Here is a 14,264-nt window from a genome sequence, read left to right on the forward strand (position 1 = left end):
CGCCCGGGCACAACCGGGGGACGTGGCTCGGCCCGTTCGGGTTCGGCTCTTCCCGGTGGCGCGGCGGGACGGGGCAGAGCGCGGCGCGGCGGTGCCGGACGGGTGTGACAACCGGCACCGCCGGACCGTGAGGCTGGGCGGAAGGGGAGGGGTCAGGAAGTCTGCTGCGCCTCCGCCTCCGCCACGGATTTGCGGACCTCGTCCATGTCGAGGGCGCGGGCCTGGGCGATGACGTCCTCGAGGGCCGGCTCCGGCAGGGCGCCCGGCTGGGCGAAGATCGCCACCTTGTCGCGCACGATCATCAGCGTCGGGATCGACTGGATCTGGAAGGCCGCGGCCAGCTCGGGCTGGGCCTCGGTGTCGACCTTGGCGAAGACCAGGTCCTCGTGTTTGTCCGACGCCTTGTCGTAGACCGGCGCGAACATCCGGCACGGCCCGCACCAGGCGGCCCAGAAGTCGATGAGGACGAAGTCGTGCGACGACACGACCTCGTCGAAGTTCTCCTTGGTCAGCTCCACAGTGCTCATGCCCTCACAACGAGTCGCCGCCGCCGGAAATTCCACCTCGCCTCCGCGTCCCGTTCACTCATTCGGGTGGCGCGACCCGCGATCGCGGTGGCGTGGGCCCCCGCGCTCGTTGGTCGGCGTATGGCAGCAGCGAGACAGCACATCCCGGACAGCGGCGGCGAGGCCGGCCAGGACGCCGGCCAGGGACGGGCGGGGTGCGGCACCCGCGGCGAAACGGTTCTGTGGTGCACCGACGCTCCCGTCTTCGCGGCCCTCGCCGACCAGTGGCGTTCAGCGGGCCGCATGGTACCGGGGCACGCCGACACGGAGTGGGCCGAGCTGGTCGGCCGCGTCCCCGGGCTCACCGGCGTCTGAGGGCGGACGGACAGGCGGGTGAGTGCCCGGCCGAGCGCCGACATCCTGGAAACAGGCCCAGGAGAGCGGCATCGTCCGCCCCGGCCCCGCACGGTACGCGGGCCCCGGCCGCCTCAGCCGCCTCAGCCGCCCCCGCGCCCGGCCGCCGGCCGTCTGACGGGCGGCCCGGGTAGGGCGGTGCGCTCCGTCGAGGGCGGCGCACTCCGACCAGTGCACTCCATACCGACCAGTCGGTAATCTCGGGTCAGGCCCCCGCGCTCGCAGGCGGGGAGCGAAGCCGCCCCCGTCCCCAGGAGTCATCGTGCGCGCGATCCAGATCACCGAGTTCGGCGGCCCCGAGGTGCTGCGCGAGGTGGAACTGCCCGATCCGGTGGCCGGCCCCGGACAACTCCTGGTCCGGGTGGACACCGCGGGCGTCAACTACGCCGACACGCACACCGTGGAGAACTCGTACCTCTCCCGCTCCAGCCTCCCGATGGTGCCCGGCGCCGAGGTCGTCGGCCGCACACCCGACGGCCGCCGGGTCGTCGCGCTCACCGAGAACGGCGGCTACGCCGAACAGGCCGTGGTCCACGAGCACCTGGCGCACGACGTGCCCGACGGCGTCTCGGACGTTCAGGCGCTCGCCCTCGTCGTCCAGGGCCTCACCGCGTGGCACCTGCTGCGCACCGCCGCGCGGCTGACCGCGGGGGAGAGCGTCGTGGTGCACGCGGCGGCCGGCGGCACCGGCTCGCTCGCCGTACAGCTCGCGAAGGCGTTCGGCGCGGGCCGGGTGATCGCCACAGCCTCCACCGAGGAGAAGCGCGCCCTCGCCCTGGAACTCGGCGCGGATGCCGCGCTCGACCCCGACCCGGCGAGCCTCAAGGAGCGGATCGTCGAGGCCAACGGCGGCCGGAAGGCCGACATCGTCCTGGAGATGACCGGTGGCCCGGTCTTCGACGCCTCGCTCGCCGCCCTCGCGCCGTTCGGCCGGCTCGTCACGTACGGCATGGCGTCGCGCACCCCGCCGGCCCCGGTGGAAGCCGCCAAGCTGCTGGCCCGCTCCCAGACCCTCGTCGGCTTCTGGCTGGCGCACTGCCTCGGCCGTCCGGGGATGTACCACGAGCCGTTGGCGGAACTCCTCGCCATGACCGCGGCCGGCGCTCTCCGGCCCCGGACCGGCGGCGTCTACCCGCTGTCCGGGGCCGCTCGCGCCCACCGGGACCTGCTGGCCCGCCGCACGGTCGGGAAGCTGGTCCTCGATATGACCCGTTGAGCGGAACCGGTGAGGCCGTCCTGGTCGTTGCACTGGTGGCAGAGACACACCCACAGCGACGGAGCACGTCGGGCCGCGGACCGCGACCCACGCCCCGCACGAACTCGGGAGGGGCCATGAACCGGAACCGCTTCGCGCCCGACCGGGGACTGACGACCCGCATGATCGTCACCATGTTCCTGATCGGACTGCTCTACGTCGTCTTCGTGGGCACGCTGCTGGCGCTGCTGGGCGGCTCCTGGCCGATAATCCTGGTGATCGCGGGCATCCTGTTCATCGCCCAGTTCTGGTTCAGCGACCGCATCGCCGCCTTCAGCATGGGCGCCCGCGAGGTCACCCCCGAACAGGCCCCGGAGCTGCACGGCGTGGTGGACCGCATCTGTGCCCTCGGCGACCTGCCCAAGCCGAGGGTGGCGATCGCCGACTCCGACGTGCCCAACGCCTTCGCCACCGGGCGCAACGAGAAGAACACCGTGGTCTGCGCCACCACCGGACTCCTGCGCCGGCTGGAACCGGACGAACTGGAAGGTGTCATCGCCCACGAGCTGTCCCACGTCGCGCACCGGGACGTCGCCGTGATGACGATCGCCTCCTTCCTCGGCCTGCTCGCCGGCGTCATCACCCGGATCGGGCTGTGGGGCGGCTTCCAGCGCAGCCGCGACCCCGGCACGGCCGCCGTGGCCGTCCTCGTGCCGCTGGTCAGCGCCGCCGTGTACGTCATCAGCTTCCTGCTCACCCGCGTGCTGTCGCGCTACCGGGAACTGTCCGCCGACCGCAGCGCCGCCCTGCTCACCGGCCGTCCCTCCTCGCTGGCCTCGGCGCTCACCAAGGTCAGCCGTGAGATGGCCGCGATCCCCACCAGGGACCTGCGCAAGGCCGAGCCGTTCAACGCCTTCTACTTCGCCCCCGCGCTCAGCGCCGGACCCTCCTTGTCCAGGCTGCTGTCCACCCACCCCACCCTGGAGCAGCGGCTGGAGCAGCTCGGCCGGATCACCCTCGAACTGGGCCGCCGCTGATGGGGCTGCTGGACGTGCTGCTCGGGCGCAGCAAACCCGTACGCCCCGACCTCGACCAGCTCTTCGGGCTCAGTTCGGCCGCGATCACCCTGGAGGCGGCGAGCGACCTGCGGCCCACCGGGCTGGGCTCGGTGTGCTTCGCGGCCGTCGAGGGCGGCGCCTTCGCCGAGATCCAGCAGGACCTGCGCGCCCTGCTGACCGTCGAGTCCAGCCAGGACGACTACGGCTACACGTGGCTGCTCAGCCGGCACCGGCCCACCGAGACCACCGACCTCGTCACCGATCTGCACGCCGTCAACTCCACGCTGGAGGACCACGGTTTCGGCCCGCAGCTCCTGTGCTCCCTGCTCGCCTTCACGAACCCGCAGGGCCGCTCCCTGGCGCTGGTGTACCTCTACAAGCGCGGGTCGTTCTACCCGTTCGCGCCGCTCCCCGGCGAGAAGCGGGACAGCGCCCTGGAGCTCCAGGTGAAGGCGCTGGTCGCCAACGACCTGCGACTGGAGAACGACCTGTCGCGCTGGTTCCCGGTCTGGGGCGCGCCGGGCCTGTGACACCGTCAGAGGGCTGCCGGAGTCCCTATGGTTGGGGATCACTGCCGACGAACTCCCGCACAGGAGGACACAGATGACCGCGTACGACCCTGCCACCGTGCAGCTCAGCCCCTCGCAGTGGGTCGCCGACCAGGCCCGCCGCTACGAGGAGTCGGGCGGCACCGAGGCGACCGACATGAACGGCTCGCCCTGCCTGCTGCTGGACTACCAGGGCCGGCTCAGCGGCGACTGGCACCGTACGGTGCTGATCTACGGTCGCGACGGCGGCGACTATCTGGTCGTCGCGTCGAAGGGCGGAGCGCCCGTGCACCCCCTGTGGTTCCACAGCCTCGTGGAGAACCCGGAAGTCCATCTGCGGGTGCTCGGCGAGCGGTTCCCCGCCCGCGCGGAGACGCTGTCCCCGGAGGAGAAGGCCCGCGTCTGGCCGCACCTGCTGGAGGTGTACGCGCCGTACGAGGAGTACCAGAAGAACACCGACCGGGACATCCCGGTGGTGCGGTTGCGCCGGGTGTAGCGGACGGGCCCCCGCGTCAGCTTCTGGCGTCCAGGCAGACCTTGAGGGCGTCCAGCGCGTCCGCCAGGCGCGGGGAGCCGCAGTGCCGGGAGAGCCGGGCGGCCTCGCGGCCGAGCACGCGGGCGCCTTCCACGTCGCCGGTGAGAGCACGGGCTTCGGCGGCCCGCACCGAGTACAGGGAACGGTCGCGGACGAACGCCTCGTCCTGCATCGCCAGCGCCTGCTCCAGCAGCGGCCGGGCCTCGTACGCTTCCCCGAGGTCGAGCAGCGACTGGCCGGTCTGGGCGGCGAGTTCGGCGGCGTCGAACCAGTACAGCCAGGGCGGCCCCGGATCTCCTTCGGCCGCGTCCAGGTGGTGTTCGGCCTCGGCCGCCGCACGCAGGAAGGCGGTGTCCGCACCGAGTGCGGCATGCGCGCGGGCCAGCCGGCTGGCTGCCATCGCCCGTACGACCGGGGGAGCGCCGTCGGCCGCACGTACGGCGGCTTCCGCGGCGAGCACCGCGTCCTGCGGGCGGCCCGCGATCACCCCCTGAAGCGCGAGCCCGCCCCAGAGCGCGGCAGCCATCGCGCGGTCGCCGGCGGTGTGCGCGAGGCGCAGCCCGGTCAGATAGTGCCGCTGCGCGGCGCCATGGCGTCCGGTGTCGGTGGCCGCCCACCCGCCGAGCTGCGCCAGATCCGCCGCGACGCGCAGCAGCCGCGCCTCCATCACCGGCCCCCGCGACCCCCTGCGCAGCAGCCCGCACACCAGCCGCAGATCCGCCTCCACCCGGTGCCGTACCGCCGCGCCGCCGAACCGGTCGTCCAGCCGCCGCAGCCCCGCCACTCCCGCTTCCAGCCACTCCGCCACGGAGGCGCCGACGCCGGCCGGGTCCGTCATCGCCGGGCCGCCGCCCAGGACGCGCGGGGCCGGCTGGGCGAGCACGCGGTGGACGGCCGGCGCTGCGGGGTGCGACGCGGGACCGGCCGGCGTGGACATCCACTGCTCGCCGGTCGGCGGGGACACGCGGTCGTGCTCCGGGGCCACTGCGGAGCCGACCCGGGGCACCCGGTCGCCGCACGGACACACGTCGTCCCCAAGCAAGGCCGCCGGCCCCTCCGCCTCCGCCGCGTCCCAGTCGGCGATCGCGTCCCGCAGGGCGCGCTCGTCGGCGATCGGGAAGCCGCGCGGGTCGGCGGTGCCGTCGTCGACCAGGGAGCCCAGGGCGGTCAGGCTGCCCTCGGTGCTCCAGGGCAGGCCGTCCGGCATGCCCTGGTGCGCGGGGAGCCAGCGCGGCCAGGGGCGCTCCTCCAGTTCACGCGGCGCGATGCCGAGCGCACGGGCCAGCGCCCGCTGGCTGTCGGCCTCCGGGACGACACCCCAGTGCTCCCAGCGCCACACCTTCTCCCGGCGGGCGGCCATCGGCACCCCGAGCGCGCGGGCGTGGTCCGCGATCACCCTGGCCAGGTCCTGGTAGCTCCAGCCGTGCCGGCGCCGTACGTAGGCGAGCGGGTGCGTGGACGCGGCAGACCGTTCGCTCGCCACGTTACCGCCGTCCATTCACCAGGTCCCCACTGCCGTTCGCCACCGCGGCGCCACGGTCACGCCTTCTCGTTGCGGCTGTGCGGCCCCGCACCGGCCACCCCGTGATCAGCGCCGATCCGCTGCCCAACGCGATCCGTCCCCTGCTCAACGGCGTCCATGCCCCGCCGAACCGTACCCATCCCCTGCCAAGCCGTGTCATCCCTGATGATCCGCGCCTCAAACGCCGCCAACGATACGGGACTACACCGAGACAACAGGTGCAGCCTTGTAGCGGACCCGCGCGTACCGGTTGGCTGTTCGCGATCACATGACGTAGCGCGCCGTGGAGGGCTGCCCGCGGATGACCCCACCGCTGCCACCCTTCCGCCTCACCCGCGGCAAGGACGACGTGGCCTTCGACCCCGCGCTGGACGACGAGGAACTGGTCGCCGCCCGGGCCGCCCTGACGCAGGGTCGCTGGACGGATGTCCGCGCGCTCCTCGCCCGTACCGGCAAGGACTGGGACAGCCGCGGCCACCGGCTGGTCGTGCTCGGCGAGGGCAAGTCCGCCGCCGCCTGGGCCGAGGAGTGGCTGCTCGCCGAGCCGGAGAGCCCGGACGCCGTCGCCCTGCGCGCCTGCGCGGCCGTGTTCCGGGCGTCGGCCGGCAAGCAGAGCCCAGAGACGGCCCGCGACGCCTGCATGCGCGCCGCCCGGATGTCCCCCGGCGACCCCACGCCCTGGCTCGGCCTGCTGATCCTGGCCCGCCGCACCGGCACCGACGACGAGCAGGTCCGCGCCTTCGACCAGGTACGCGGCCGGCACCGCGGCCACCACCATGGCCACTACCTGATGACCCAGTGCCTCGCGGAGCGCCAGAAGACCGACGGCGACGACCCGTTCCACGAGGTGTACGAGTTCGCCGAGTGGGCCGCCGACGAGGCCGGCCCCGGATCGCCGCTCTCCATGCTGCCGCTGGTCGCCCTGGTCGAGCGGTACCGGGCGCTGGCCGCGGCCGGGGCGATGCCCGCCGATCCGGCCCGGCTGCCGTACTGGACCAGCCCGCGCGCCCGTACCAGCCTGCGCGGCTCCTTCGACTGGTGGCTGGACTGGGACGGCAGAAGCCACCCGCGCCTGGCTCTGGACCTCAACTACCTCGCCTTCGCCAAGTTCCACTCGGGCGACACGGTGGCCGCCGCCGCGCTGTTCAACCGGATCGGCCGACACGCCACCCGCGCCCCGTGGTCGTACCTCGACCGTGATCCGAAGAAGACATTCCGTACCGCGCGCAACCACGCGCTCGGATTCGGTTCCTCGTAAGACCGGCAACCAGCACCCCCTCGCACCTCCATGGAAGGAACCGCAGCCATGCTGACGGGCAGTACAACCGAGATCAGCACATTCAAGGGTGAGCAGCGCGCGCTGCGCGCGGACCGGATCGGCGCTCCGGCCCTCCTGCTCTCGGTGCTCGCCGCCACCGCACCCCTCATGGTGGTGGCCGGAGTCGTCCCGACGACCTTCGCCACCATGGGCGTCGTCGGTGTGCCGCTGCTGTTCCTCATCGTGGGGGCGGTGCTCATCCTGTTCAGCTTCGGCTACGCCGAGATGAGCCGTCATGTGCACAACGCCGGTGCGCTGTACGCCTACATCGCCCGCGGGCTGGGCGGCACGACGGGCGCCGGCGCGTCCTACGTGGCGCTGTTCGCCTACAGCATCATGCAGATCGGCACCTACGGCATCTTCGGGTTCCAGATATCCAGCCAGATCGCCGAGCACTGGCACCACAACGTGGCATGGTGGATCCCCGCCCTGGGCGGTGTGGCGATCACCGCGGTGTTCGGCGCGCTGAAGATCGACCTCAACGCGAAGGCGCTCGGTCTGCTGCTGCTCATCGAGACCACGCTGACCGTCGTCTTCGACCTCAGTTTCCTCGCCGACTCGGGTCCGCAGGGCGTCTCGGTGCACGCCTTCGACCCCGGCACGCTCAGCGGGGCCGGCCTCGGTACGGCGCTGTGCTTCACCATCGCGGGGTTCGTCGGCTTCGAACAGGCCCCGGTCTACGCCGAGGAGACCAGCGATCCGCAGCGCGTGGTCTCCAAGGTGATGTTCCTGGCCATCGGCTTCGCCACCATCTTCTTCGCCCTCAGCGCCTGGGCGATCACCGTGGCCACCGGCCCGGGCCACGTTGTGGGGGCGGCGCAGGAACAGGGCCCGAACCTGATCTTCGCGCTCAACCAGGACCGGCTCGGCACCGCGTTCACCGACACCCTGAACATCTTCTTCATCACCGGCATCTTCGCCTCGATGCTGAGCTTCCACAACGTGGTCGCGAGATACGCCTTCGCGATGGGCCGCGACGGCCTGCTGCCCGCCGCGGTCGGCCGCACCTCCAAGTCCAGCGGCGCCCCGGCCGTCGGTTCCCTCCTGCAGACCGCCGTGTCGCTGGCCGTCGTCGTCGCCTTCGCCGTCACCGACGGCAAGCCCACCGGCGACCCGACCGCGCCGGTCCTGCGGCTGTTCATCTGGGCGGGCAACGTCGGCGCGCTGGGGATCGTGCTGCTGATGGCCACCGCGGCGGTCGCCGTCATCGCCTTCTTCGTCAAGCGCGGCGCGGCCGGCGTCCAGGCGTGGCGGCTGGTCACCTCCGGGCTCGCGGCCGTCGCGCTGATGGCGATCTTCGTGTACTCGGTGAAGGACTTCGCGGTCCTGCTCGGCGCCAACCCCGGCCACGGGCTGCGCTGGATCCTCCCCGGCATCATCGCGCTGGCCGCCGCCATCGGCCTGGTCTACGGGATGGTGCTGCAAGCCAGGCGCCCCGGCGTGCACGCCAGGATCGGCCAGGGCAACGAGGCGTTCCAACTGGAGAAGGCGGCGGCTGCCGCGTCCGGGGTTTCCGCCTGATCGTCGTCCCCGACGGCCCGCCTCCGCCCGACCGGGCGGAGGCGGGCCGTCGCCTTTCCCGGACCACTGCCACCGCGCTGAGCGAGCGCTCGGTCAGCCCTTGCCAAGACTGGAACACGTTCCTAGCATCATTGATGTGACATCAGGAGTGTCAAACCGGTCGCCGGCGACCGGCGGGGCGGGCGATCCCGTGTACGACCCGTCGGCCGACGGGGCGTACGGCCCGACGCCCGGTCCGCTGGCAGGCGTCCGCGTGGTCGAACTGGCCGGCATCGGACCGGCCCCGTTCGCCGCCATGCTCCTCGCCGACCTCGGCGCCGACGTCGTCCGTGTCGACCGGCCCGGCGGCGCCGGTATCGGCATCGACCCGGCGTACGACGTCACCAACCGCAACAAGCGCTCGGTGCTGGTCGACCTGAAGGCCGACCGCGGACCCGGAGCCGTACTGGACCTGGCCGAACGCGCCGACATCCTGATCGAGGGCTACCGGCCCGGTGTCGCCGAACGCCTCGGTGTCGGCCCCGACGCCTGCCTGGCCCGCAACCCGCGGATGGTCTACGGCCGGATGACCGGCTGGGGTCAGCACGGCCCGCTCGCCCACACCGCCGGACACGACCTCGGCTACATCGCGGTCACCGGCGCCCTCGGCATGACCGGCACCGCCGACGGCCCGCCCGTCGCCCCCGCCAACCTCCTCGGCGACTACGCCGGCGGTTCCCTCTACCTGGTCACCGGCGTGCTGGCCGCCCTGCACCACGCCCGCGCGCACGGCGTGGGCCAGGTGGTGGACGCCGCGATCGTGGACGGCACCGCCCACCTCACCACGATGATCCACAGCATGCGCGCGGCCGGCGCCTGGCAGGACCGCCGCGCCGCCAACCTCCTGGACGGCGGTGCCCCCTTCTACGGCGTGTACGAGACCGCGGACGGCGGACACATGGCAGTCGGCGCCCTGGAGCAGCGCTTCTACGAGGAGTTCGCCCGGCTGCTGGGCCTCGGCGAGGACGTGGCGGCGCTGCGCACGGACCCGGGCCGGTGGGCGGAGCTCCGGGCGGCCGTGGCGGAACGGTTCAGGGCCCGCAGCCGCGCCGAGTGGACCGGCGTGTTCACCGGTACCGACGCGTGCGTGGCCCCCGTACTCTCGCTGGAGGAGGCCCCGCACCACCCGCACCTCGCGGACCGCGGCACCTTCGTCCGGTCGGCGGGGATCATCCAGCCCGCCCCGGCGCCCCGTTTCTCCGCCACCCCGACCGCCGTCCGCCGCCCGCCCGCCCGGCCCGGGGCGCACACCGCGGAAGTGGCCCGCGACTGGGACACGCCCGCGCTGGAGCCCTGACCCGTTCCGCAGCTGACCCGTTCCGTACCTGACCCCTGACAGCACCACCACCCGCCCCGGCCCGCACCCTCACCGAAAGGCACCACGTTGAGCACCGACGCCTACGTCTACGACGCCGTCCGCACCCCGCGCGGGCGCGGAAAGGCGAACGGATCCCTGCACGGCACCAAGCCGATCGACCTCGTCGTCGGCCTCATCCACGAACTCCGGCGGCGCTTCCCGGACCTCGACCCGGCGGCGATCGACGACATCGTGCTCGGCGTGGTCAGCCCGATCGGCGACCAGGGCTCCGACATCGCCCGGATCGCCGCGATCGCCGCGGGCCTGCCCGACACGGTGGCCGGTGTGCAGGAGAACCGCTTCTGCGCCTCCGGGCTGGAAGCGGTCAACCTCGCCGCGGCCAAGATCCGTTCCGGGTGGGAGGACCTGATCCTCGCCGGCGGCGTCGAGTCGATGTCGCGGGTCGCGATGGGCTCGGACGGCGGCGCCTGGGCGATGGACCCGATGACCGCGTACGAGACCGGCTTCGTCCCGCAGGGCATCGGCGCCGACCTGATCGCGACCCTCGGCGGCTGGAGCAGGCACGACGTGGACTCCTTCGCCTCGCTCTCCCAGGAGCGGGCCGCCGAGGCGTGGAAGGAAGGCCGGTTCGCCCGTTCCGTGGTGCCCGTCGTGGACCGCAACGGTCTGGTCGTCCTCGACCACGACGAGCACGTCCGCCCCGGCACCACCCCCGAGACGCTGGCCGGCCTCAAGCCGTCCTTCGCCGACATCGGCGACCTCGGCGGCTTCGACGCGGTCGCGCTGCAGAAGTACCACTGGGTGGAGAGGATCGACCACGTCCACCACGCGGGCAACTCCTCCGGCATCGTGGACGGCGCCGCCCTCGTCGCCATCGGCAACCGCGAGATCGGCGAGCGCTACGGCCTCACCCCCAGGGCCCGGATCGTCTCCGCCGCCGTCTCCGGCTCCGAGCCGACCATCATGCTCACCGGCCCCGCACCCGCCTCCCGCAAGGCACTGGCCAAGGCCGGCCTGACCGTCGACGACATCGACCTGTTCGAGATGAACGAGGCGTTCGCCGCGGTCGTGCTGCGCTTCGCCGCCGACATGGGCATCAGCATCGACAAGGTCAACGTCAACGGCGGCGCCATCGCGCTCGGCCACCCGCTCGGTGCGACCGGCGCGATGATCCTGGGCACCCTCATCGACGAACTGGAGCGCCGCGACCAGCGGTACGGACTCGCCACCCTCTGCGTCGGCGGCGGCATGGGTGTCGCCACCGTCGTCGAACGCCTCTGACGCCCTGCCCCTTCAACGGATCCAACGGAGCCCGAAGACCATGAGCGAGTCCACCACCATCCGCTGGGAGCAGGACGCCGACGGCATCGTCACCCTCGTCCTGGACGACCCCGCCCAGTCCGCCAACACCGTGAACGCGGCGTTCGCCGACTCTCTCGACGCCACCCTCGACCGCCTCGAAGCGGAGATCGACGCGGTGCGCGGCGTCATCGTCACCTCCGCCAAGAAGACCTTCTTCGCCGGCGGCGACCTGCGCGACCTCATCCGGGTCACCCCCGACCGAGCCGAGCAGGTCTTCGCCGGCTCGATGCGGATCAAGCGCCGCCTGCGCCGCCTGGAAACCCTCGGCAAGCCCGTCGTCGCCGCCATCAACGGCGCCGCCCTCGGCGGCGGGTACGAGATCGCGCTCGCCTGCCACCACCGCATCGCCCTGGACACCCCCGGGACCAGGATCGGCCTGCCCGAGGTGACCCTCGGCCTGCTGCCCGGCGGCGGAGGCGTGGTCCGTACCGTACGGCTGCTCGGCATCGCCGACGCGCTGCTGAAGGTGCTGCTCCAGGGCCGCCAGTACGACGCGCGGCGCGCCCTGGAGGCCGGACTGATCCACGAGGTCGCCACCGACCGCGACGCGATGCTCGCCGCCGCCCGCGCCTTCATCGACGCCAACCCGGCCGCGTGCCAGCCCTGGGACGTCCCCGGTTACAGGATCCCCGGCGGCACCCCCAAGAGCCCCGGGTTCGCCGCCAACCTGCCCGCCTTCCCGGCCAACCTGCGCAAGCAGCTCGCGGGCGCGCCCTACCCGGCGCCGCGTGACATCCTCGCCGCGGCCGTCGAGGGCGCTCAGGTGGACATCGACAACGCCACCGTCATCGAGGCGCGCTACTTCACCGAGCTGGTCTGCGGGCAGACCTCGAAGAACATGATCCAGGCGTTCTTCTTCGACATGCAGGCCGTCAACTCCGGCGCGGGCCGCCCTTCGGACGTGCCCGCCCGAAAGGTCACCAGGGTCGCCGTCCTCGGCGCGGGCATGATGGGCGCGGGCATCGCGTACTCCTGCGCGCGGGCCGGGATCGAGGTCGTCCTCAAGGACGTCTCCGTCGAGGCCGCCGAGCGCGGCAAGGCGTACTCGGCCGGGCTGCTGGACAGGGCGCTCGCCAGGGGCCGTACCACCCCCGAGAAGCGGGACGCGCTGCTCGCCCGGATCACCCCCACCGCCGACCCCGCGGACCTGGCCGGCTGCGACGCCGTCATCGAGGCGGTCTTCGAGGACGCCGCCCTCAAGCACAAGGTGTTCCAGGAGATCGAGGGCGTCGTGGCGCCCGGCGCGCTGCTGTGCTCCAACACCTCCACGCTGCCCATCTCCGTGCTCGCCGAAGGCGTCCAGCGCGACCAGGACTTCGTCGGCCTGCACTTCTTCTCGCCGGTCGACAGGATGCCGCTGGTGGAGATCGTCCGCGGCCGGCGGACCGGCGACGAGGCGCTGGCTCGCGCCTTCGACCTGGTCCGGCAGATCCGCAAGACCCCGATCGTGGTCAACGACGCGCGCGGCTTCTTCACCTCCCGGGTCATCGGCCACTTTCTCGACGAGGGCGTCGCCATGGTCGGCGAGGGCCTGGCACCGGCCTCAGTCGAGCAGGCCGCCGCGCAGGCCGGCTACCCCGCCAAGGTGCTGTCGCTGCTGGACGAACTGACCCTCACCCTGGCGCGCAGGATCCGCCGCGAGGCGCGCACCGCGGTCGAGGCGGCCGGCGGGGTCTGGCAGGAACACCCGGCCGAACGGATCATCGAGCGCATGGTGGACGAGTTCGGCCGACCGGGACGCAGCGGAGGCGCCGGCTTCTACGCGTACGAGGACGGCCGCCGCACCCGCCTGTGGCCCGGTCTCACCGAGCACTTCGGCAAGGCGGGTGCCGAGATCCCGTTCCGCGACATGCAGGAGCGGATGCTGTTCGCCGAGGCCCTGGACACCGTACGGCTGCTGGAGGAGGGCGTCCTCACCTCGGTCGCCGACGCCAACGTCGGCTCGCTGCTGGGCATCGGCTTCCCGGCGTGGACCGGGGGAGTGCTCCAGTACATCAACGGGTACCAGGGCGGGCCCGCCGGATTCGTGGCGCGGGCGCGGGAACTGGCCGCCGCCTACGGCGAGCGCTTCACGCCGCCCGCGCTGCTGGTCGCCAAGGCGGAGAGCGGGGAGACCTTCACGGACTGAACGGACGGAGGGGTACCCGGCCGTCCGCGCGGACCGAGCGCACCGGTTCGGTTCACGGGGACGGCCGCGGGCCGGGCCGGGCGTCGGACTCCGGCCAGGCCCGCACCTCCTCCCGCAGCGAACGCTGGAACGTGGTCACCAGCGCCTGCACCACCAGCGGCTGCATCTGTGCCGACAGCGAGCGCATCTGCTCGACCCGGTCCGGCTCCCACACCTCGTCGCGGAAGATCCGGCCGATCTCGTGGGCAGCCGCCCGTGCGTGCTCCAGCATCACCTGGCGGGCGGCGAGGATCGCGTCCACCGGGATCGGCATGTCCATCAGCCGCAACCCCAGGTGCAGGGTGCCCGGGTCCACCCGGAAGGCGTCCGGGTCCGCGGTGCGTTCCAGCACTCCCATCGCGGCCAGCCGGTCGAGGTCGGCCGCCGCCAGCGGACGGCCCAGCCGGCGCTCCAGCTTCTCCCGGTCGGTCTCCTCGGTGCCCTCGGGCAGCCACGACGCCACCAGCGCGCGGTGGATCGCCAGGTCGTGGGCGCTGATGTCGCCGGGAAGCTGCTGGAGGTACCGCTCGATCGCGGCCAGGGTCAGCCCCTGGTGCTGCAACTCCCCGATCAGGTCCAGCCGGGACAGGTGCGCGGGCCCGTACCGGCCGATCCGGCGCGGGCCGATCGTGGGCGGCGGCAGCAGGCCGCGGGCGCTGTAGAAGCGGACGGTGCGTACCGTCACCCCGGCGCGGGCGGCCAGCTCGTCGATGGTGAGACCGGTCTGGGGCACCGGAACAGTATCGCTGTGCCACCAGAAC

General features: G+C 72.9%; 13 protein-coding genes. 10 read left to right on the top strand and 3 right to left on the bottom strand.

Features of this window, described 5'->3' with window-relative positions; genetic code table 11:
* Positions 1 to 152: 152 nt before the first annotated feature.
* A complete protein-coding gene (gene trxA / locus VIW71_RS11990; RefSeq protein ID WP_331622091.1) occupies positions 153 to 527 on the bottom strand; it encodes a thioredoxin in 375 nt (124 codons plus the stop codon).
* 120 nt (positions 528 to 647) lie between these two features.
* Here trxA and VIW71_RS11995 point away from each other — a divergent pair, with 120 nt between their 5' ends.
* The 5 genes from VIW71_RS11995 (at position 648) to VIW71_RS12015 (ending at position 4,217) form a co-directional block, all read left to right on the top strand.
* Complete coding sequence (locus VIW71_RS11995) at positions 648 to 881, top strand: hypothetical protein (protein WP_331622092.1); 234 nt, start codon at positions 648 to 650, stop codon at positions 879 to 881.
* A gap of 301 nt (positions 882 to 1,182) precedes the next feature.
* Positions 1,183 to 2,136: a quinone oxidoreductase family protein gene (locus VIW71_RS12000; protein ID WP_331622093.1), complete on the top strand. Its 954-nt coding sequence runs from the start codon at positions 1,183 to 1,185 to the stop codon at positions 2,134 to 2,136.
* A 116-nt stretch (positions 2,137 to 2,252) separates the two neighbouring features.
* Complete coding sequence (gene htpX / locus VIW71_RS12005) at positions 2,253 to 3,152, top strand: zinc metalloprotease HtpX (protein ID WP_331622094.1); 900 nt, start codon at positions 2,253 to 2,255, stop codon at positions 3,150 to 3,152.
* Positions 3,152 to 3,703 carry a PspA-associated protein PspAB gene (pspAB, locus tag VIW71_RS12010; RefSeq protein WP_331622095.1) on the top strand — a complete coding sequence of 184 codons (552 nt, stop codon included), beginning with the start codon at positions 3,152 to 3,154 and terminating at the stop codon, positions 3,701 to 3,703. Before htpX ends, pspAB begins: the two co-directional genes overlap by 1 nt.
* A 73-nt stretch (positions 3,704 to 3,776) precedes the next feature.
* Complete coding sequence (locus VIW71_RS12015; RefSeq protein WP_331622096.1) at positions 3,777 to 4,217, top strand: nitroreductase family deazaflavin-dependent oxidoreductase; 441 nt, start codon at positions 3,777 to 3,779, stop codon at positions 4,215 to 4,217.
* Between the two features lie 16 nt (positions 4,218 to 4,233).
* Here the strand turns inward: VIW71_RS12015 and VIW71_RS12020 are convergent, their stop codons facing one another.
* Positions 4,234 to 5,754 carry a hypothetical protein gene (locus tag VIW71_RS12020; protein WP_331622097.1) on the bottom strand — a complete coding sequence of 507 codons (1,521 nt, stop codon included), beginning with the start codon at positions 5,752 to 5,754 and terminating at the stop codon, positions 4,234 to 4,236.
* A 325-nt stretch (positions 5,755 to 6,079) separates the two neighbouring features.
* Here VIW71_RS12020 and VIW71_RS12025 point away from each other — a divergent pair, with 325 nt between their 5' ends.
* The 5 genes from VIW71_RS12025 to VIW71_RS12045 all read left to right on the top strand — a co-directional run bounded on the left by VIW71_RS12025 (position 6,080) and on the right by VIW71_RS12045 (position 13,464).
* Positions 6,080 to 7,036, top strand: a complete 957-nt coding sequence (locus VIW71_RS12025; RefSeq protein ID WP_331622098.1) for a tetratricopeptide repeat protein — start codon at positions 6,080 to 6,082, stop codon at positions 7,034 to 7,036.
* A gap of 48 nt (positions 7,037 to 7,084) precedes the next feature.
* Positions 7,085 to 8,617 carry an APC family permease gene (locus VIW71_RS12030; RefSeq protein ID WP_331622099.1) on the top strand — a complete coding sequence of 511 codons (1,533 nt, stop codon included), beginning with the start codon at positions 7,085 to 7,087 and terminating at the stop codon, positions 8,615 to 8,617.
* A gap of 190 nt (positions 8,618 to 8,807) precedes the next feature.
* On the top strand, positions 8,808 to 9,953 hold the full coding sequence (locus VIW71_RS12035; RefSeq protein WP_331622100.1) for a CaiB/BaiF CoA transferase family protein: 1,146 nt from the start codon (positions 8,808 to 8,810) through the stop codon (positions 9,951 to 9,953).
* A gap of 87 nt (positions 9,954 to 10,040) precedes the next feature.
* Positions 10,041 to 11,255 (top strand): acetyl-CoA C-acetyltransferase, encoded by a 1,215-nt coding sequence (locus VIW71_RS12040; RefSeq protein WP_331622101.1) that lies wholly within the window; start codon positions 10,041 to 10,043, stop codon positions 11,253 to 11,255.
* A 40-nt stretch (positions 11,256 to 11,295) separates the two neighbouring features.
* Positions 11,296 to 13,464, top strand: a complete 2,169-nt coding sequence (locus tag VIW71_RS12045) for a 3-hydroxyacyl-CoA dehydrogenase NAD-binding domain-containing protein (RefSeq protein WP_331622102.1) — start codon at positions 11,296 to 11,298, stop codon at positions 13,462 to 13,464.
* 52 nt (positions 13,465 to 13,516) lie between these two features.
* Here VIW71_RS12045 and VIW71_RS12050 read toward each other — a convergent pair whose 3' ends face one another.
* Entirely contained in the window at positions 13,517 to 14,236 is a 720-nt protein-coding gene (locus VIW71_RS12050) for a MerR family transcriptional regulator (protein WP_331622103.1), read from the bottom strand.
* Between the last annotated feature and the right edge of the window lie 28 nt (positions 14,237 to 14,264).

The organism is Streptomyces sp. (assembly GCF_036524955.1).
In the GTDB taxonomy this organism is placed as follows: domain Bacteria; phylum Actinomycetota; class Actinomycetes; order Streptomycetales; family Streptomycetaceae; genus Actinacidiphila.

Coding starts and splice junctions, on each gene's coding strand:
- VIW71_RS12030 (WP_331622099.1), top strand. CDS start 7,085: ATGCTGACGGGCAGTACAACCGAGATCAGCACATTCAAGGGTGAGCAG.
- VIW71_RS11995 (WP_331622092.1), top strand. CDS start 648: ATGGCAGCAGCGAGACAGCACATCCCGGACAGCGGCGGCGAGGCCGGC.
- VIW71_RS12015 (WP_331622096.1), top strand. CDS start 3,777: ATGACCGCGTACGACCCTGCCACCGTGCAGCTCAGCCCCTCGCAGTGG.
- pspAB (WP_331622095.1), top strand. CDS start 3,152: ATGGGGCTGCTGGACGTGCTGCTCGGGCGCAGCAAACCCGTACGCCCC.
- VIW71_RS12045 (WP_331622102.1), top strand. CDS start 11,296: ATGAGCGAGTCCACCACCATCCGCTGGGAGCAGGACGCCGACGGCATC.
- trxA (WP_331622091.1), bottom strand. CDS start 527: ATGAGCACTGTGGAGCTGACCAAGGAGAACTTCGACGAGGTCGTGTCG.
- htpX (WP_331622094.1), top strand. CDS start 2,253: ATGAACCGGAACCGCTTCGCGCCCGACCGGGGACTGACGACCCGCATG.
- VIW71_RS12025 (WP_331622098.1), top strand. CDS start 6,080: ATGACCCCACCGCTGCCACCCTTCCGCCTCACCCGCGGCAAGGACGAC.
- VIW71_RS12020 (WP_331622097.1), bottom strand. CDS start 5,754: ATGGACGGCGGTAACGTGGCGAGCGAACGGTCTGCCGCGTCCACGCAC.